18 protein-coding genes are annotated in these 18470 nt (G+C 71.2%); 9 read left to right on the top strand and 9 right to left on the bottom strand.

The window, feature by feature from the left end; genetic code table 11:
• Positions 1 to 24: 24 nt before the first annotated feature.
• On the bottom strand, positions 25 to 486 hold the full coding sequence (locus ACFQVD_RS07870) for a PPOX class F420-dependent oxidoreductase (protein ID WP_343977229.1): 462 nt from the start codon (positions 484 to 486) through the stop codon (positions 25 to 27).
• Positions 487 to 696: 210 nt separating this feature from the next.
• Here ACFQVD_RS07870 and ACFQVD_RS07875 point away from each other — a divergent pair, with 210 nt between their 5' ends.
• Both ACFQVD_RS07875 and ACFQVD_RS07880 read left to right on the top strand, forming a co-directional pair.
• A complete protein-coding gene (locus tag ACFQVD_RS07875) occupies positions 697 to 1353 on the top strand; it encodes a fasciclin domain-containing protein (RefSeq protein WP_343977226.1) in 657 nt (218 codons plus the stop codon).
• A gap of 285 nt (positions 1354 to 1638) precedes the next feature.
• Positions 1639 to 3279, top strand: coding sequence for a RecQ family ATP-dependent DNA helicase (locus ACFQVD_RS07880; protein WP_343977223.1), 1641 nt, complete (start codon positions 1639 to 1641; stop codon positions 3277 to 3279).
• 113 nt (positions 3280 to 3392) lie between these two features.
• Here the strand turns inward: ACFQVD_RS07880 and ACFQVD_RS07885 are convergent, their stop codons facing one another.
• The 3 genes from ACFQVD_RS07885 to ACFQVD_RS07895 form a co-directional block, all read right to left on the bottom strand.
• Entirely contained in the window at positions 3393 to 4211 is an 819-nt protein-coding gene (locus tag ACFQVD_RS07885; protein ID WP_343977220.1) for an SAM-dependent methyltransferase, read from the bottom strand.
• 109 nt (positions 4212 to 4320) lie between these two features.
• Positions 4321 to 5136, bottom strand: coding sequence for an SAM-dependent methyltransferase (locus ACFQVD_RS07890; RefSeq protein WP_343977218.1), 816 nt, complete (start codon positions 5134 to 5136; stop codon positions 4321 to 4323).
• Positions 5137 to 5302: 166 nt separating this feature from the next.
• Positions 5303 to 5806 carry an ATP-binding protein gene (locus ACFQVD_RS07895; protein WP_343977215.1) on the bottom strand — a complete coding sequence of 168 codons (504 nt, stop codon included), beginning with the start codon at positions 5804 to 5806 and terminating at the stop codon, positions 5303 to 5305.
• A gap of 229 nt (positions 5807 to 6035) precedes the next feature.
• Here ACFQVD_RS07895 and ACFQVD_RS07900 point away from each other — a divergent pair, with 229 nt between their 5' ends.
• Positions 6036 to 6272, top strand: coding sequence for a DUF397 domain-containing protein (locus ACFQVD_RS07900; RefSeq protein ID WP_343977212.1), 237 nt, complete (start codon positions 6036 to 6038; stop codon positions 6270 to 6272).
• 130 nt (positions 6273 to 6402) lie between these two features.
• Positions 6403 to 7320, top strand: coding sequence for a helix-turn-helix domain-containing protein (locus tag ACFQVD_RS07905; protein WP_343977209.1), 918 nt, complete (start codon positions 6403 to 6405; stop codon positions 7318 to 7320).
• Between the two features lie 10 nt (positions 7321 to 7330).
• Here ACFQVD_RS07905 and ACFQVD_RS07910 read toward each other — a convergent pair whose 3' ends face one another.
• On the bottom strand, positions 7331 to 7873 hold the full coding sequence (locus ACFQVD_RS07910; protein ID WP_343977206.1) for a TetR/AcrR family transcriptional regulator: 543 nt from the start codon (positions 7871 to 7873) through the stop codon (positions 7331 to 7333).
• A gap of 93 nt (positions 7874 to 7966) precedes the next feature.
• Here ACFQVD_RS07910 and ACFQVD_RS07915 point away from each other — a divergent pair, with 93 nt between their 5' ends.
• Both ACFQVD_RS07915 and ACFQVD_RS07920 read left to right on the top strand, forming a co-directional pair.
• A complete protein-coding gene (locus ACFQVD_RS07915) occupies positions 7967 to 10480 on the top strand; it encodes a molybdopterin-dependent oxidoreductase (protein WP_364152850.1) in 2514 nt (837 codons plus the stop codon).
• A 223-nt stretch (positions 10481 to 10703) separates the two neighbouring features.
• On the top strand, positions 10704 to 11660 hold the full coding sequence (locus ACFQVD_RS07920; protein ID WP_386368443.1) for an FAD binding domain-containing protein: 957 nt from the start codon (positions 10704 to 10706) through the stop codon (positions 11658 to 11660).
• Positions 11661 to 11830: 170 nt separating this feature from the next.
• Here ACFQVD_RS07920 and ACFQVD_RS07925 read toward each other — a convergent pair whose 3' ends face one another.
• Positions 11831 to 12502: a response regulator transcription factor gene (locus ACFQVD_RS07925; protein ID WP_343973319.1), complete on the bottom strand. Its 672-nt coding sequence runs from the start codon at positions 12500 to 12502 to the stop codon at positions 11831 to 11833.
• Entirely contained in the window at positions 12499 to 13644 is a 1146-nt protein-coding gene (locus tag ACFQVD_RS07930) for a sensor histidine kinase (RefSeq protein WP_386270734.1), read from the bottom strand. Before ACFQVD_RS07930 ends, ACFQVD_RS07925 begins: the two co-directional genes overlap by 4 nt.
• A gap of 168 nt (positions 13645 to 13812) precedes the next feature.
• Here ACFQVD_RS07930 and ACFQVD_RS07935 point away from each other — a divergent pair, with 168 nt between their 5' ends.
• Both ACFQVD_RS07935 and ACFQVD_RS07940 read left to right on the top strand, forming a co-directional pair.
• A complete protein-coding gene (locus ACFQVD_RS07935) occupies positions 13813 to 14718 on the top strand; it encodes an ATP-binding cassette domain-containing protein (protein ID WP_343973328.1) in 906 nt (301 codons plus the stop codon).
• Positions 14715 to 15551: an ABC transporter permease gene (locus ACFQVD_RS07940; protein WP_343973331.1), complete on the top strand. Its 837-nt coding sequence runs from the start codon at positions 14715 to 14717 to the stop codon at positions 15549 to 15551. The genes ACFQVD_RS07935 and ACFQVD_RS07940 overlap by 4 nt, the downstream gene beginning before the upstream one ends.
• A 91-nt stretch (positions 15552 to 15642) precedes the next feature.
• On the opposite strand, the gene ACFQVD_RS07945 is transcribed toward ACFQVD_RS07940, so the two are convergent.
• Both ACFQVD_RS07945 and ACFQVD_RS07950 read right to left on the bottom strand, forming a co-directional pair.
• On the bottom strand, positions 15643 to 16116 hold the full coding sequence (locus ACFQVD_RS07945; RefSeq protein ID WP_343973334.1) for a low molecular weight protein-tyrosine-phosphatase: 474 nt from the start codon (positions 16114 to 16116) through the stop codon (positions 15643 to 15645).
• 269 nt (positions 16117 to 16385) lie between these two features.
• The gene (locus ACFQVD_RS07950; RefSeq protein WP_343973337.1) at positions 16386 to 17651 is read right to left on the bottom strand and encodes an RNA-guided endonuclease InsQ/TnpB family protein; all 1266 of its coding nucleotides are present in this window, start codon (positions 17649 to 17651) and stop codon (positions 16386 to 16388) included.
• Positions 17652 to 18036: 385 nt separating this feature from the next.
• Here ACFQVD_RS07950 and ACFQVD_RS07955 point away from each other — a divergent pair, with 385 nt between their 5' ends.
• On the top strand, positions 18037 to 18435 hold the full coding sequence (locus ACFQVD_RS07955) for a TIGR03618 family F420-dependent PPOX class oxidoreductase (RefSeq protein WP_343973339.1): 399 nt from the start codon (positions 18037 to 18039) through the stop codon (positions 18433 to 18435).
• The last annotated feature ends 35 nt before the right edge of the window (positions 18436 to 18470 follow it).

Below are 18470 nucleotides of genomic sequence, written 5' to 3' on the forward strand. Positions count from 1 at the left end.
CCGTCCTGCCGCCTGGAGTGATGCTCAGGCCAGCCGGGCGGGGAAGCCTCCCGTGGCGATCGGGCCCCAGCGCTCGGGGGTGAGACGCAGCAGCGACTTGCCCTGCCGGGTCATGGCCGCGCGGTACTCCTCCCAGTCGGGGTGCTCGCCGGAGATCGACCGGTAGTAGTCGACCAGCGGTTCGAGGGCGTCGGGCAGGTCGAGGACCTCGGCCGCGCAGTCCACCTGCACCCAGGGGCCGTCGAAGTCGTCCGACAGGACCACGATGCTCACCCGGGGGTCGCGGCGGGCGTTCGAGGCCTTGGCGCGCTCGGGATAGGTGGACACCACGATGCGGCCCTCGGCATCGACGCCGCAGGTCACCGGGGACGCCTGTGGCCTGCCGTCGCGCCGTGTCGTGATGACCAGCGCGTGGTGGCGATCACGGAGGAAATCCAGAAGCCGGTCGTGTGAGACGACCTCGTTGGTCGCGATCTTTGGGCTCATCCCCCCACTGTACGGGGATAGGGCGCGCCTGAATTAACGCTCTGCCGGGTGGAAAATGGCCCTCTTTCTCGGGAGATATGTGGTCAAGAGTCTTCTAATGGGGCATTTAGCACCAAATCTCAGGGAATTGATCTCCAATACAGCACATGAGTGGCTCGGGAACCGGCCGACGGACCCCGGTGGCTCATCCGCCCAAGCAAGGAGATAACCGTGAAGCAGAAGTCTCTTCTGGCATCGGCCCTGACCGTGCTCGCCCTGTCCGCCGTCCCCGCCGCGCAGGCGGTCGCCGCTCCGGCGCGCATCACCTCTCCCACACCGGCTCCCGAGGAGACCGCCGCGCCCACGGAATCCATGATGCCCGGTGAGAGCGGATCGCCCGAGCCTTCGGCCATGATGACCGAGCCGTTCGGTCCCGGCTGCGCCTCCCTGCCCACCAGCGGGGCGGGAAGTCCCAGCGAGATGGCGACGCAGCCGGTCGCCACCGCCATCGCCTCCAGCCCCGACCTGTCCACGCTGTCCAAGGCGATCGAGCAGGCCAGTCTGGCCGAGAAGCTCAACTCCGCCAAGGACATCACGGTGTTCGCGCCCACCAACGCCGCGTTCGACAAGATCCCGAAGGAGAAGCTCGACAAGCTCCTGGGCGACAAGGAGAAGCTGACCAAGCTCCTGGGCTACCACGTCGTCGAGGGGAAGAAGACTCCACAGGACCTCGCGGAGGGCGAGCTGACCACGATGGAGGGGGGCACGCTGAAGGTCAAGGGTTCCGGTGAGGAGTACACGGTCAACGACGCCAAGGTGGTCTGCGGCGACATCCAGACCTCCAACGCCGTCGTCTACCTCATCGACGGGGTGCTCAAGCCCAAGTGAGCCCAGTGGTGGTAAGGGCCACGACCGACCCACCAGGCCACGCCGTGATCCGGCCGACGGAGGGGGCGTCCGTGAGGGCGCCCCTCACCCGCCCACTCCATTCCTCGACTTCACCTGAGCCCGTCCCTCGTCTCACCGCTTCCCGCCTCGTACCCGCCCGGCGCTCACTGCGTGCCCGTCCCGTGCGCGACCCACCCGTGTCCGCCTTTCGGTCATGCCCACCTCGTGTGACTAGCACCCCGATCCGCGGGTAACTGGCGGTCACACGGTGGGAAGGCGGAGGTCATGGGCATCAAGGACAGGTTCGGGCCTAGGGCGCGAAGGCTGCGGACGGTGGCCCGCAAGGTCTTCGGCTGGCGAGACCTGCGGCCGGGACAGCTTGACGCCATGCGTCACCTGCTGGACGGCGGCGACGCCCTCGTGGTCATGCCCACCGGCAGCGGCAAATCAGCCGTCTACCAGGTGCCCGCGCTGCTGCTCGACGGCCCCACCGTGGTCGTCTCACCGCTGATCGCCCTCCAGCGCGACCAGGTCGCCGGGCTGGCCGAGGCCGACGCGGGAGGGGCGGTCGCGGTCAACTCCACCCAGTCCGGCGGCGAGGCGTCGCTGGAGGCGGTACGCGCGGGCACCACCGAGTTCGTGTTCCTCTCACCCGAGCAGCTCGCCAAACCGGAGACGGTCGAGCGGCTGCGCGCCGCGCGTCCCTCGCTGATCGCCGTCGACGAGGCGCACTGCGTGTCGGCCTGGGGCCACGACTTCCGGCCCGACTACCTGCGGCTGGGACAGGTCATCGAGCGGCTCGGCCACCCTCCGGTGGTGGCGTTGACCGCCACGGCCTCCCCGGCGGTGCGCGAGGAGATCGTCGCGGTCCTCGGCCTGAGGAACGTCCGGCAGATCGTGCGAGGCTTCGACCGGCCCAACATCGACCTGGAGGTGCGCCGTTTCGTCGCCCAGGAGGACCTGAGGCGGGCGCTGGTGGAGGACGCCGCGTCCCGCTCAGGGCTCGGGCTGGTCTATGTCGCCACCCGCCGCGCCGCTGAGGAGTACGCCTCCGCGCTGCGCGAGGCCGGTCGCAGGGCCGAGGCGTACCACGCGGGGATGAAGGCGGCCGAGCGCCACAGGATCCACGAGATGTTCCGTGACGACGAGCTGGACGTCGTCGTGGCGACCTCCGCGTTCGGTATGGGCATCGACAAGCCGGACGTGCGGTTCGTACTGCACGCCTCCCCGCCGGAGTCGCCGGACTCCTACTACCAGGAGATCGGCCGCGCCGGGCGGGACGGCGAGCCCGCCGCCGCGGTGCTGTTCTACCGCCCGGAGGATCTGGGGCTGCGCAGGTTCTTCGCGGGGGGACGGGCCGACGAGGAACTCCTGCTGCGGGTCGCGACGCTGGTCCACGAGCACGGCGGCACCGTACCCGCCGGCGAGCTGCGCGACCTTCTCGACATCGGCGCCACCCGGCTCACCCGGGCGGTCAACCTGCTGGAGCGGGCGAACGCGATCGAGGTCACCGGGGAGGGCGACCTGCGCCCGGCACCCGGCGGGCCCGCGCCCGAGGCGGCCACGGCGCGCGCCGTCGAGCTGGACGACACCCGCCGCCGCATCGACGACTCGCGGATCGACATGATGCGCGCGTACGCGGAGACCACGGGCTGCCGCCGCCGGTTCCTGCTGGAGTACTTCGGCGAGCCGCGCGAACGCACCTGCGAGGCCTGCGACACCTGCAGGGCGGGTGTCGCCGAAGAGCCCGAGGCCGAGGCGGGAGGTCCGTTCGAGATGCACGCCAGGGTGCGGCACAGCGCCTGGGGCGCGGGGGTGGTGATGAGCAGGGAGAGCGACCGGATCACCGTGCTGTTCGACGAGGTCGGCTACAAGACGCTCTCCCTGGAGGCCGTCGAGCGCGAGGACCTCCTGGCCACGGGCTGACCTCTCGCCGGGCGCTCCGATCGCCCGGCCGCGCGAGGGCCGGTTCCGTGCGGGTCACGAAGACCGATGGCCGAGAACGGCCGGACGGTGCGGCCCGGCGGGCCGGTGGTGGGTCAGTCCTCGGTCTTGCGGGCCACCCCGCCCATCGTCCAGGTCTTCTCCCGGCCCTGCGTCGCCAGCGGGTTGTCGGGGCGCCAGTGGCGGACGTAGACCAGGCCGGGCTCGACCAGCTCCAGCCCGTCGAAGAAGCGCAGCACCTGGTCACTGCGCCGGGAGGCGTCCTCATGGCGGCTGAGGACCTTCCGGTAGATGTCGACCAGCGGACCCGCCGCCTCCGGGCGCGTGTCGAAGACGACGTGGCCGATGGCGAAGTGGCTGCCCGTGGGCACCGCGTCGCGCAGGATCGCCACGTTCTTGTGTGGGTCGTCCTCGTCGGGGATGAACTGCAGGGCCGACAGGATCAGGACGGCCACCGGCAGGTCCAGGTCGATCAGACGCCGCAGCTCGGGATCGTTGAGCAACTCGCGGGGGTGCAGCACGTCACCCTCGACGATGGTGGTGTGGGGGTTGGTGGCCAGCATGGCGCGGGCGTGGGAGAGCACGACCGGGTCGGTGGCGACGTAGACCACACGGGTGTCCGGCGCGATCGCCTGGGCCACCTGGTGGACGTTGTTGCGGGTGGGCAGCCCGGAACCGAGGACGACGAACTGGGTCATGCCCTGCTCGATGAGATAACTCGTCACCCGGCGCAGGAAGGCCTGAGCCTCCTGGGCCATGGTCCTGATCTCCGGCGCGATGGCGAGCACTTCCTCGGCGGCCTTACGGTCGGCGGCGAAGTTGTCCTTGCCCCCCAGGAAGTAGTCGTTCATCCTGGCGACGTTGGGCACGCTCGTGTTCAGGCCGGCCGCCGGTCGCCGGTCGGCGTCGCTCATCTGTTCTCTCCTCTGCTGCCTCTGACGTCCTCCCCGGCAGGGTCCGGTGACACCCGACTGCCAGGGCGTGGGTAACGATCGAGGGGCCAAGCTGTTTTTTCGGGGCAGTCTATTCCTTACGGCCTATTCCGCCGACGACCCAGACGGAGTCCGGCCGGTGGGGCACCGCGCCCTCCGGCCGCCACTGGGGAATGTAGACGAGGCCCGGCTCGACAGGTTCCAGCCCATCGAGGAAAGGCTCGACCTCGGCTATGGTCCGCAGGTTCGCACGGCGGGGGCCGGTGATCGACCCACGGTCCTGAAAGAGGTCGGCGAGCTTCGCGGTCCTCTCGGGACACAGGTCCGAGACGGCGTGGGAGATGGCCATGTAGCTGCCCGGGACCATGGCCTTCCTTAGGGTGGCGGTGATCCGCGCGGCCTCGGCGTCGTCCGGGAAGTCGGTCAGGAACGAGAAGAGGAGGATCGCCACGGGCCGGTCGAGGTCGACCACGTCGGTGAGGCCGGGATGGGCCAGCAGACCTTCCGGGTCGCGGGCGTCGGCCTCGATGACCGTGGCCCGGCTGTCCTCCTTCAAGAGAGCCCGGGCGTGCACGACGACCATCGGGTCGTTGTCGACGTAGACGACCCGCGCGTCGGGAGCGATGCCGTGCAGGATCTGGTGCACACTGCCCTGGGTCGGCAGTCCGCAGCCGATGTCGATGAACTGGCGTATGCCGGTCTCGGCGAGAAACCGCACTACGCGGCCGAGGAACCTGCGTCCCTCCATCGACATGGCGGGAAGTTCGGGGGCCAGTTCGAGTGCCACCCGCGCGGCGTCGCGGTCGGCGGCGAAGTTGTCCTTGCCACCCAGGAAGTAGTCGGCTATCCGGCCCGCGTTCGGGATCGTGGGGTCGAACCTGAGGCGCTCAGGTTGCGGCGACGCCATGATGTCCTCCGTCCGGCGGTGCGGCTTTCAGCGGACATTATCGGCCCTCAGGCCACGAGATGATGTATTTCCGATCAATACCCCTTTCTAGGGACGTATCTTCCTGATGCTCGGCTGCCTGCGCTCCGGGTGGGCGCCGTTTCGCCGGTGACGGGCCGCGTCGCGCTCAGTGGCAGGCCTCCAGGTGGCGCCCCCCTCTCCCGGGGAGGGCGAAGGCCGCCCACACCGCCTTGCCGCGGGTCTCCAGGGGGGCCCAGCCCCACATCTCGCTGACGCCGTCGACCACCTGTAGCCCCCGGCCGCTCTCCGCCTCGTAGTCGGGTTCGCGCAGGCAGGGCTCCTGGTCGCTGGGGTCGGTGACCGCGCACAGCATCGAGCGTTCGGTGTGGCAGAGGATCACCTTGACCTCGGGGCAGGCCCGGGAGTGCTGGACGCCCCGCGTGCCGTGACGTACGGCGTTGGTCACGAGTTCGGAGACCACGACACCGGTGTCGTCGATCAGTTGCTCCAGCTCCCATGCCCTCAGGGCGCCGGCGGTGAACTCACGGGCGGTCCGTGCGGCGCACGGATCGTGGCGAAAGCTGCGTACGGCCATCTGCAGCCGGTTGACATGGCTCTCGCCGCCGGTCCAGGGAGGCAGGCCGCTCGGGGGCAGTAGGTGGTCGAGCATCGACAACCACCGTTCCCACCCTCCGATCTCAGCTCGGATGGGTGTGGCTTCATGTCTCTGGTAACCAGTCATCGACGACCTTGGGGGTGGGAGATCGTGTGGCAAGGGCGATCCGTCTAGTCATCTTGCACGCCGTAATGTGCATAGGCAAGTACAAATGCACGTGCATCTGCACAAAAAGCTCTATGCTCGTGGTGTTGTTTCCCTCCCTAATCGGTGAGAGGCGAGGATGAACCAGCTGTACAACGGCATGCCGGCAGCCCTGATGGGCGGCATCGTCTGGCGCAAGAGTCACTTCAGCAACCCCAGCGGCAACTGCGTGGAACTCGCGGAGCTCCCCGACGGCAGGGTCGCGATGCGCAACTCCCGCGATCCCGAAGGGCCCGCGCTGATCTACACGCGCCGCGAGGCCGACGCCTTCGTGCGCGGGGTGAAGGGCGGGGAGTTCGACGACCTGATCGCCTGACCGTCGGCAGGGGGTGGTTGAAGAATAAAATTCTCTATGGTCTGGGCTTGGCGGGCGGAGTAGCGTGAAGGGTCGCGATCGCCGCAGGAAAGTTGGAACAGGCTCGCACTCCGTGCCCAAAGGACTGTAGATGATCACACCTCACGCCGACGATCAGCCGGTCGTTCCGACTCCCATGGCTGTGCCGAGGGGCAGTTCCACGGTGCTGCGGATCGTCCTGGGAGCGCAGCTCCGCCGGCTGCGCGAGCACCGGGGCATCACCCTGGAGGAGGCGGGGAACGCCATCCGGGCCTCGCACTCGAAGGTCAGCCGCATGGAGCTCGGCAGGGTCAGCTTCCGGATCAGGGACGTCGCGGACCTGCTCACCCTGTACGGCGTGACCAGCGAGGACGAGCGGGAGCCGCTGCTGTCCCTCGTCGAGAAGGCCAACCTCACCGGCTGGTGGCACAACTACAACGACGTGCTGCCCAACTGGTTCGAGACGTACGTGGGGCTGGAGGAGTCGGCCACCGGCATCCGCAACTACGAGGTCCAGTTCGTACCGGGACTGCTGCAGAGCGAGGGGTATGCGAGAGCCGTCGTCCAACTGGGCTTTCCCTCGGCCTCCCGGGAGGAACTGGACCGCCGGGTGCGGCTGCGCATGGCGCGCCAGCGGCTGCTGCGCGGCTCCGCGCCGCCCCACCTGTGGGCGGTGCTGGACGAGGCCGTGCTGCGCCGCCCGCTCGGCGGGGTCCAGGTGATGTGCGAGCAGATCGACCACATCCTGACGGCGCTCGAACTGCCCAATGTGACGGTCCAGATCGTGCCCTTCAGCGTGGGTGGGCACGCCGCGGCCGGAGGGCCCTTCAGCATCCTGCGATTCGCCCAGCCCGACCTGCCCGACGTGGTCTACCTGGAGCAGCTCACCAGCGCCGTCTACCTGGAGAAGCGCGACGACGTCGACAGCTACCTGGAGGTCATGGAACGCCTGTGCATCGAGGCCGAGCCGGTCACCCGCACCCGCGAGATCCTGCTGGGAATCCGCGAGGAGCTCAGCGGGAAGCGGTGAGCCGGGGTCGTCAGTCCCCGTGGGTGGACACGAGGACGTCGACGATGTCCCCGTACCCGATTCCCTTGTGCGCGAACTGCCCTGTCACCGCGAGTTCCGCGAGGCCGTGGGCCGTCGAAAGCAGGGCCATCAGCCGGGCCTTGGGCACCGGTCCCTCCCCGGCACCCGCCATGCCGAGCGCCGTCGTCACCTGGTCGATCGCCTCCTCCAGTTCCGGATGGTGACCCGCGAGGAACTCCGAGGCGAACACCAGCCGGTACTCCTCACGGTGCGCCGTGGCGTACTCGACGTAGCTCAGGTAGAAGGCCCGCAGCCGGTCGCGCCGGTCGGCCTCCTGCGCGATCGCCGCGGCGACGTGCGCGCTGAGGTCGGCGATGACCCGGACGGCGAGCGCGGCCAGCAGCGCGGTCTTGTCGGTGAAGTGCCGGTAGGGGGCCGTACGGGACAGGCCGGCCAGGTCGCCGACGGCGCGCAGCGTCACGGCGTCGAGCCCCTCCTCGCGCAGCAGCCGCAGCGCGCTCTCGACCAGGCGGGTCCTGGTGTCGTCCATCATGCGCCCGCACCTTTCCCGGCAGCCCGTGTTGACAATGTCAACGTAGCTGGTTGACACTGTCAACATGATGTTGACGACGTCAACTGGAGAGCTATGAAGATCACGGTGAACGGTGTCCCCGCCACGGTGGACGCAGGCTCCGACGACGCCGCCGTGGACGTGCTGCGCGACGGGCTCGGCCTCACCGGCGCCAAAGCCGCCTGCCGCACCGGGGTCTGCGGCGCCTGCACGGTCATGGTGGGCGGCACGCCCCAGGCGAGCTGCCTGCTGCCCGCCGCCGTCCTGGAGGAACGCGAGGTCGTCACCGCGGAGGGCCTCGACCACCCCGTCCAGCGGGCGTTCGCGGTCCACGACGGCCTGCAGTGCGGCTACTGCACGCCGGGGTTCGTGGTGGAGGCCGCGGCCTTCGTCGACGCCTGGCGCGCCGAGCACGGCGATGTCGCTCCGCCGCGCGAGCGGATCGCCGCCGCCATGGCGGGCCACCTGTGCAGGTGCGGAGCCTACGAGGGGATTCACGCGGCGATCGCCGCCGCCTGCCGGGGAGAACACGACGACGCCGCGGGAACACCCGCCCGCCTGGAGGCGATGGACAAGGTCACCGGCCGAGCCCGCTACACCACCGACGTACACCTGGACGGCCAGCTGGAAGGCGTGGTCATCCGCTCCACCAGGGCACACGCCCGCGTCACCTCGGTGACCGCCGGCACCGCACACGTCATCGACCTGCTGCCGCCCGACCGCACCGTCCGCTACGCGGGCCAGCCCGTCGCCGCCGTCGCCGCTGCCACCCGCCGGGAGGCCCTGGCGATCGCGGAGGCCGCGGAGATCGGCTACGTCCCGATGCCCGCCGCGCTCGACGACACGCCCGATGCCCCGCCCGTCTACGACGAGTCCGACAGGAAGCGCGCCCCCAGTTCCAGCGAGGGGCTGGAGCTGCCCGGCGACTGGCACGGCAACGTGCGCGGCCCCTTCACCAGGGCGAGCTGGCGCGGTCGCACCGCCGTCAAACGGATCGAGACCGCGCGGCGCGACGCCGACCCCCGCCTGGTGAGCGGCACGTTCACCACCGCCGTGCAGGTCCACACCCCGCTGGAACCGCACGCCTGCGTGGCCCGCTGGGACGGCGAGGGCGACCTTCACCTGCACCTGTCCACCCAGACCATCGGACTGGCCACCGAACAGGCCGCCAAGCGGTGGAAGCTGCCCGCCGACCGGGTCCATGTCGTCGCCGACCACGTCGGCGGTGGTTTCGGGGCCAAGTCCGGCGTCACCGTCGAGACGGTCGCGGCCGTCGAACTCGCGCGGGCCTGCGGAGCGCCGGTGCGCGTGGTGTTCAGCCGCGCCGAGGAGCTCAGCGACGCGGGCAACCGCCCCGGCACCCGCACCACGCTCGAACTGCTCACCGACGACCGGGGCGACCTCGCCGCCCTCACCGTGGACGTCCACGGGCGCGGCGGCGTGGCCATCGGATCGATGGTCGCCGGGATGGCCCGCCTCATGTACGGCACCGCGCCCCGGCGGCTCCGCGACTACGACGTGGTCACCAACGAGCCGCCGGGCACCCCGTTCCGCGGACCCGGGGCACCACCCCTGCTCTGGGCACTGGAGCAGGCGGTGGACGAGGCCGCCCACCGTCGCGGCGAAGACCCGATCGCACTGCGCCGCCGCTGGGACGGCAACCGCAAACGGCACGCCCTCTACGACCGGGCACTGGCCCTGCCGCTGTGGGCCGACCGGCCACGGACCGGCTCCCAGACGGGCCGCTTCCGCAGGGGCGTCGGGGTGGCCGCCGCCAACTGGCTCTACATGCTCGACCCCGCCACCGAGGTGGAGCTGCGCGTCGAGGGCGACGTGGTCGTGGCCGCCACCTCGACCCAGGACATCGGGACCGGCATCCGCAGCGTCATCGCCGGCGTCCTGCGGGAGGAACTCGCGCTGCCCGCCGAGCGCGTCCGCGTCGAGATCGGCAGGACGGGCACCGTGCACGGACCGCCCTCCATCGGCAGCCGCACCACGGCCTCGGTCGCCCCGGCCGTACGCGACGCCGCGCGGCGCCTGCGGGAGCTGGGCCTGAGCGACGGGGCCAGGGTCGTCGGCAGGCGCCGCCGCGACCGGCGCGGCTACCTGACCCCGGTCGCGGTGGCCGGTATGGCCCTCGGCCGGGGGTTCAGCGGCGCCGTCCACGTCACCGAGGTCGAGGTCGACACCCGCCTGGGAGCCGTCAGGCCGCTGCGGGTGTGGGCGGGGATCGCGGTGGGCCACATCTACGCCGAGCGGCTGGCGCGCAGCCAGTGCGAGGGCGGCGTCGTGCAGGGCATCGGCTACGCGCTGTACGAGGAACGCCTGGTCGACCCGGTGACCGGAACCGTGCTGACCGCCAACCTCGACGACTACCGCATTCCCGGCATCGGTGACACCCCCGAGATCACCGTGCACTTCCACCGCGACGGCTGGGAGCACGTCAACGGCCACGGTGTCGGGGTCGGCGAGGTCTCCACGGTCGGCGTGGCCGCCTCGCTGGGCAACGCCGTGCACAACGCCACCGGCTGGCGCCCCCACGACCTGCCCATCCGCCCCGACCGGCTCCTCGAAGGGATCTCCCGTTGACCTCCGCCCCGAAGCCGCCCCCCGGACTCCCCGGGGCGGCTCCCCGCTCCCCGGAGCCGGACCCTGAAATCCGCGCGGTCGCCGGCCGCCGGCCGGCCCGTTCCCCGGAGCAGGCCCCCGACGCCCGCACGACAGGGCCGTACCGCCTGCTCCCCGAGGGAGCCGTCCCGCCGACCTTCTCCCCGGGACGGCGGTTCCGGGGCCGCGCACCGGAAGGCGTTCGATGACCGCGCTCACCGACCTCGACGACCTCGGCGACGCCGTGCGGCGCGGGGGCGAGTTCCGCGCCGGAGGCACCGACCTGATGGGCCGCCGCGCGGCCGGGCCACACGTGGACCTGCGCGGCCTGCCCGACCTGTCCGACGTCACCTGGCAGCCGGACGGCTCGGTCCGGATCGGCGCGCTCACCACGGTCGCGCGGGTCGCCCGCGACGCGCGCCTCGGTGCCGCCCACCCCTGCCTGACGCTGACGGCGGCGGGCCTGGCCACGCCCCAGATCCGGGAGGCGGCCACGGTCGGGGGCAACCTGCTGCAGCGCAACCGCTGCGCGTACTTCCGCGGCCCGTCCTTCTCCTGCCACCAGAACGGCGGCGACCACTGCCCGGCCCGCGCCGGGCTCGCCCCGAACGCCGCGATCGTCGACACCGGGCCGTGCATAGCCCCGCACCCGTCGTCGCTGGCGGTGGCGCTGCTCGCCTGCGACGCCCTGGCCGAGGTGCACGGCGGTGCCCACGATGACGTCCGCAGTGCGGCCCCGTTCCCGGTCGGCGACCTGTACGGGGACGGCTCCGACCCCACCCGCGACCACCTGCTGGGGCCGGGGGAGATCCTGCTGTCCGTCGTCCTGCCGCCGCCCGTGCCGGGCGAGCGGGCCGCCTACCACCGGGCGATCGGCAGGTCCGAGGCCGAGTGGCCGCTGGTGGAGGCGGTGGCACGGCTGGCCATGGACAGAGGCGGGATCACCTTCGCCAGGGTGGCCGCGGGCGGCGTCGCCCGCGTCCCGGTGCGCCTGCCCGAGGTCGAGGAGGCGCTCCTGGCCGGGGAACCTCTCGACCGGGCGGCCGGGCTGGCCACCGCCCGGTGTACCCCGGCGGCTCGCAACCCCCACAAGCTCGCCCTGCTCTCCGGGATCGTCCTGGAGGTTCTGGAGCGCGCCACCGGAACCGCCGGACACCGCTGACCGGCTCGCCCGCCATGGCGAGGGGCCACACGGTGTTTTCCACGGATCCCTCCGCCTGCCGAGGTCGCTCGGATGGCACTTCGCGGCGTCTCCGCCATGAGCTCCTCCTCCGCCTTGCCGGGCGCCCAGCCGGCGGATCCCCGCCACGGCGAGGACCCGCGGGACACGCCTCAGCGGGGCGGCCGCGCGGCCGTGACCAGCCCCGTCTCGTAGGCGACGATGACGAGCTGGGCCCGGTCGCGCGCGCCGAGCTTGCCGAGCAGCCGGCCCACGTGCGTCTTCACGGTCGCCAGGCTCAGGGTCAGGTGCTCGGCGATCTCGGCGTTGGACAACCCCCGGGCGATGAGCGCCAGAACGTCGCGCTCCCGCCCGGTGATCCCCTCGAGCTCGCGGGCCACCGGGCGCGCCGGTTCCGGGAGCCGGGAGAACTCGGCGATGAGCCGGCGCGTCACCGTCGGGGCGAGCAGCGCCTCGCCGGAGGCGACCACCCGGATCGCGGCCAGCAGATCGCCCGGCGGGGTGTCCTTCAGCAGGAAGCCGCTGGCACCTGCCCGTAGTGCCGCGTGGACGTACTCGTCCAGGTCGAACGTGGTGAGGATGAGCACGCGCACCCCCGGGACGCCCGTGGGGCCGCAGATACGCCGGGTCGCCTCGATGCCGTCCATATCCGGCATCCGCACGTCCATGAGCACCACGTCCGGCGACTCACCGCGCGCCAGCTCCACCGCCTCGGCACCCGTCCCGGCCTCGCCGACCGTCACCAGGTCGGGAGCGGTGTCCACCAGCAGCCGGAAACTTCCGCGCAGCAGCGCCTGGTCGTCCGCGACGAGCACCCGGATCACGGTGCCTCCCCGTACGGCATGCGCGCCGAGATCCCGAACCCGCCCTCAGGACGGCGCCCGGCCGTGAGGCTGCCGCCGTACACGGCCACCCGCTCGCGCATCCCGACCAACCCGTGTCCCCGGCCGCCGGGCAGCATCCGCTCGCCGGGCCCGTCGTCGGCGACCTCGACCCTGACCTCGCCCGCCGACGCCTCGACCGAGACCCGACAACGGGCGGGGGCGGCGTGCCTGACGACGTTGGTCAGCGCCTCCTGGACGATCCGGTAGACCGACAGCTCCACTCCCTCCGGCAGGCCGGTCGCCCGGACGTCCAGCTCGACGTGGACCCCGGCCATCGCCGCCTGCCCGGCCAGCGCGGCGAGATCCGTGAGGCCGGGGGAGGGGGCGAGGCCGGGCCCCGCGTCGAGATCGGAGCGGAGCACGCCCAGCAGCCGGCGCATCTCGGTCAGCGCGCTCCGGCTCGTGGCCTCGATGACGCGCAGCGCGTCCGCGGCCTCCTCGGGCCGCGCCGCGGCGACATGGTTGGCGATGCCCGCCTTGACGGCGATCAGGCTCATGCTGTGCGCCACCACGTCGTGCAGCTCGCGGGCGATCCGCAGCCGCTCCTCTGTGACCGCCCGGTCGGCGAGTTGCTCGGCCGACCGCATCGCGTGCGCCCGGCGCTCGCGCACGACGCGGCCGGCGATCCAGGCGCCGCCGATGAAGGCCACCCCTCCCAGCAGCACCCCGGGGATGTCCGGCGACGGGCCGGGGACGCCCGCCACCGACAGCAACAGGACGGCCACCGCGCTGCAGACGCCGATGGCGAGGGTGGGCTCCCCGCGCGGCCGATGCCGGGTGAGTGCCACCATGTAGATCGCGAAAGCCGCCGCCGCGAACCTGTCGTGCACCAGGCCGAGAAGGACGGATGCCAGTGACGTCGCGAGGACGGCGCAGAAGACGGTGAGCGGCCACAGCCGCCGCACCGCTAGCGGCAGGGTCATCCCGGCCAGGAGCAGGTACTCCGCCCAGGCGGGCACCGCCGGATCCGGGACTTCGGCCGCGAACAGCAGGAGCGCGACCGCGTATCCGGCGGCAGCCACGACATCGAGGCGGACGAGCCGGTCATGACTCCAGCGGCGCAGGAAGAGTGAGTCGTCCACGCTGGAACGGTATCCGCAGGGGTCGTGTCGCCGCCTCCACCTCGGGGACGTCATCCCTGGGGCCCACCTTTCCGGGCCGTGGCCGCTGCCGTCGGACCCGGGGCCGACCGCGAATTGCCCGCCATGGGCCGACGCGGGCGCGGCCCGCTCCGCGAGAGCCTCGACGACATGATCGAAATCATGCGGCTGACCAAACGCTACGGTGAGAAAACCGTGCTGGACGAGCTGTCGTTCCAGGTGAAACCGGGTCTGGTCACCGGTTTCCTCGGCCCCAACGGCGCGGGCAAGTCGACCACCATGCGCGTCCTGCTCGGCCTGGACGCACCCACCTCGGGGCAGGGGCTGGTCAACGGGCGCCGCTACGCCACGATGCGCCACCCGATGCGCGAGGTCGGCGCGCTGCTCGACGCGAACGCGGTGCACGGCGGCCGCAGCGCGCTCGACCACCTGCGCTGCCTGGCGCGCGGCAACCGGATCGGGCTCTCCAGGGTGACGGACGTCCTGGAACAGGTGGGCCTGGCCGGAGTCGCCCGCAGGCGGGTCGGTGGCTTCTCGCTCGGCATGCGCCAGCGGCTGGGAACGGCGGCGGCGCTGCTCGGCGACCCGGGGGTGCTGATGTTCGACGAGCCGGTCAACGGGCTCGACCCGGAAGGCGTGCGATGGATCCGCCATCTGATGCGCTCGCTGGCCGCAGAGGGACGCACCGTGTTGCTCTCCAGCCACCTGATGAGCGAGATGGAGCTCACCGCCGACCGCCTCGTGATCATCGGGCGCGGCAGGCTGGTCACCGAGACCACGGTCGGAGAGCTGGCCGCCCGCCATGACCGGGGCGTGCTGGTGCGCTCCCCCCGGGCCGCCGAGCTCACCGGAGTACTGGAGGCCGCCGGGGCGAGGGTCGAGACGGAGCCGGACGGGGGACTGGTCGTCAGGGGGCTGGCCGTCGCGGCGATCGGTGACCTGGCCGCGGGGGGCGGCCTCGCCCTGCACGAGGTCACCCCGCGCAGCGCCTCCCTGGAGGAGGCGTACATGGAGCTGACCGCTGACAGCGTCGAGTACCGGGCGGGCGGGCGATGACCGGCCTGTCGCGGCGCGAGGGATCGGGGGGCCCGACGGCCGTCGACGTGCCGGCCGCGGAGTGGCTGAAGCTCCGCACGGTCCGCTCCACCTGGTACGTCCTGGCGGCCGTCGCGTTCTTCGTCGTGCTCTCGGCCGTGTTCACCCTGTACGTGGGCAGCCTCTGGGACGGGTTGCCGCCCGAGGGGCGGCTCACCCTGCGCGCGGCGCGCCCCGAGCAGATCATCCTGATGCCGGTGCAGATCTGCATGGCCGTGCTCGGCGTTCTCTCGTTCACCTCCGAGTACGCCACCGGCATGGCCCGCACCAGCTTCACGGTGCTGCCGCGGCGGGGAGTCGTGCTGGCGGCCAGGGCCGCGGTCGTGGCCGCCGTCGCGTTCACGGTGGGGCAGGCGAGCGGTTTCATCGCCTTCTTCGCCAGCCGGTTGATCATCGGTGCCCGCCCGATCCCGGGCTTCGGCACGCCACTGGCGCAGGAGTTTCCGAAGATTTTCGCCGGGGGACTGTCGGTGCTGGTGCTCGCCATGGTCGGGCTCGGCGCGGGCGCCGTGCTGCGCTCCACCGCAGGGGCGATCACCGCCGTCGTCGTGTACCTGTACGTGCTCCCGAGGTTCGTGCTCCTGCTGCCCGACCCGTGGAACGCCAGGATCGGTTCGGTGCTGCTGGAGGACCTGACCGTCCAGGCCGTGGGCGAGCCGCCGCTGGCGGTCGGCCTGGGCGACGCGACCGCCGGGATCGGGCTGTCACCGCCCGCGGCGCTGGCGGTGATGTCCCTGTACGTCGTCGTCGCGCTCGCCGCGGCCGCCGTCGCACTCACCCGCAGGGACGTGTGATCTCCCCGGATGCCGAGTCTGTGGCTTACTTTGTAAAGGCGATGGCTCCGGCGACTTCCCGACAAGATCGAACAGCAGTACCCGGGAGGTCTCATCTGAGAGTGATCGACAGATGCCCGACCAGTCCCCTGCTCGCGGCTTCGACCATCTCCAGTACCTCGGCGAAACCCGCGCGCCCGCCGTAGTAGGGATCGGGCACCTCGGAGCCCTCCGGGGCCACGGGGTCGAAGGAGCGGAACAGACGCACGTCCGCGCCCTCGGGGGCAAGGCGGCGCAGGGCGCTCAGGTTGTGGGTGTCCATGGCCAGCACCAGGTCGACCTGGCCGTACCAGTCACGCAGGAACTGCCGGGCTCGGTGCCGCGAGCCGTCGTAACCGTGGTCGGCGAGCACCTCGGCGGCCCGTGCGTCCATCGGATTCCCCTGGTGCCAGTCGCCGGTGCCCGCGCTGTCGACCGTGACGCGACCTCCGAGGCCGTGCTCGTCGAGGGTCTTTCTCAGCACGACCTCGGCCATCGGTGACCGGCAGATGTTTCCCATGCACACCACGCATATGCGATAACTCATGTCTACCAGGATGCCGTCTGCCGAGGGGGTGGCGACCGGGTGCGCGGTCCTGCCGTGAAAGGATCGTCGCCGACGTGGATTCCGCGCCGGATCCGCCCGTGAATCCGCGATGACCGTCACCCTTTCGGTCTCGCCCACGCGTGCCCGGTTCCGCGAACCACCGGCGGTTTTCTCCGAGGAGGTGGAATCGATCACGCATGATCGATGTTCGACTGCCCTTTGAACTCCTCCCCGGCCCGGGGGCCGGAGACTCTCCCGTCGCGTCGCGGTCAGGCGGCGCGCGGGGGTTGACGCTTCGCAGACCGGGTAACCCCGAGGTCTCCACGTCCTGACACCGGCGTTCCGACGGCGTTCTTGATATTGATCGCGGCGTTGGTGTCGGCGTGGCCGACCCAACCGCACGCGGGGTTGGTACAGGCGAACACGGTTTTGTCGCGGCCGGCCGCATCACGGTGACCACATCGGTGGCACGTCTGTGAGGTGCCCGGGGCGGGAACCTTGACGACCTGTCCACCCCGGTCGGCGCTCTTGTATTCGAGCAGGGTGACGGTTCGGCCCCACGCCTCACCGCTGATCGACCGGTTCAGCCCCGCCTTTTGGGCGACGTTCCTGCCCGGGGCCTCGATCGTGCCCTTGGCCGAGCGGACCATGTTCGCGATGGACAGGTTCTCCACCTTGATCACAGCGAAGGTGGCGGCGAGTTCGGTGGTGGTCCGGTGCTGCCAGTCCACGGCTCGGCGCTTGGCTCTCGCGCGCAGCCGGGCGATCTGGTCATAGGTGCGCTGCTCCCGCCCCGAGGGGCGGGTCTTCTTCGGCCGGGCCACACGCCGACGAGCCGACGTCTTCTCCAACCGGCGCAGGTGTTCCTTCTCCCCCGGGGTGAGCCAGGGTGCGTGCTCACGCATGGTGCCGTCCGACAGGGCCAGGGCGACGGTGATGCCCCGGTCGACGCCGACCCGCGGGCCCTGGTGGGCGGCGGCGGGTTCGGCTAGGGCCTCGGTGCGGAACACGACCTGCCAGCCGTGGGCATCCTTGACCAACCGCGCCCCGGTGATCCGCCCAGCAGGGCCGCCTTTGGCGATGCCGGGCAGGTCCTTGGTCCACCGAAACCGCACCCGCCCGACCTTGGGCAGATTGATCGCCCCCCACCGCCGGTTGACCCGCTTGATCTGCAGATCGCGGGCTTGAGGGACGTCCACGGCCAACCGGGTCCGCAGTCGGCCCTTGAACGTGGGCCGCCTGGCGGGATGGTCGGGGTTGAAGAAATTCGCCCACGCCTGCCGATACGTTCTCAGCACCGCCTGCGCCGCCTGGGCGGGCAGTTGGCCCATCCAGTCGATCTCGCGGCGGGCTGTGCGGATCGCCGCGTCGCAGTCCTTCACCGTCGCGAACCGGCCCTGGCGGAAGGTGAAGTACTCATGCAGCAGGTTCCACAGCGCGCGAGCGGTGTGCGCCTGAGCGTCCAGCACCACCACCTGCTCCGCGTTGAGGTCGAGTCGCGCCACGTGCGCCCGAGTCCGCTTCACCGGCTCCACGCCGTGATCGTATCGTTTGGTTCAGGTCACTGCGGTGGAATTCAAACCCCGAGGTAGGCGCCGGACGTCATGTCATCCGCAGGGCCTCTGGGCGCGGATGCTGCGCTAAGGAATACAGTGCTCACGTCCGCCGGCGCCTGTGGGGCGGGCATTTGTGGTCCGGTTCCTCCTCCGCCGCAAGTATGGGCGGCGTACCGCTTGCGGTCCTTGAGCAGGACACCGAACAGCGGAAACGACCCGTGTGGGCCGGCCTGCTCATGGGCACGCAAGGCCAGGGCACGCTCAAGCCCTGGCGGGCACTCCCGCATGGGCCCTCACCCCCGGCGTGAACGCCGGAGCACTGGCCTACAGTTCGGTAGACATCGTTCATGAGGTGGAGGTTCCCGTGGGAAAACTGAGTGAAGACGCCAAGAATCTGCTGAAGCAGCCGATTCATGCCTGGGTGACCACCGTCAGGCCGGATGGTTCGCTGCACAGCACGGTCGTGTGGGTTGACGTCGACGGAGACGATGTCGTCTTCAACACGGCCGTGGGCCGGGCCAAGGAGCGCCACCTGCGCGAGGACCCGCGCGTGTCGGTGAGCGTCCTGGATCCCAAGAACGACTATCACCTGGTCAGCGTCTCGGGGAAGGCCCGGCTGGAGCTGGAGGGCGCGGACGAGGTCATCGACGGCCTGGCGAACAAGTATCTCGGCGTGGAGTCCTATCCCTTCCGTAAGCCGGGTGAGCAGCGCGTCACGGTGCGGATCACACCCGACGACGTCATCTTCAGCCCGGGGAGCTGAGTGGCCGCGGCGTGCCCGCGCCCATCCGCCGCACC

It is taken from the genome of Streptosporangium amethystogenes subsp. fukuiense, from assembly GCF_042665875.1.
GTDB classification, from domain to species: Bacteria; Actinomycetota; Actinomycetes; order Streptosporangiales; family Streptosporangiaceae; genus Streptosporangium; species Streptosporangium fukuiense.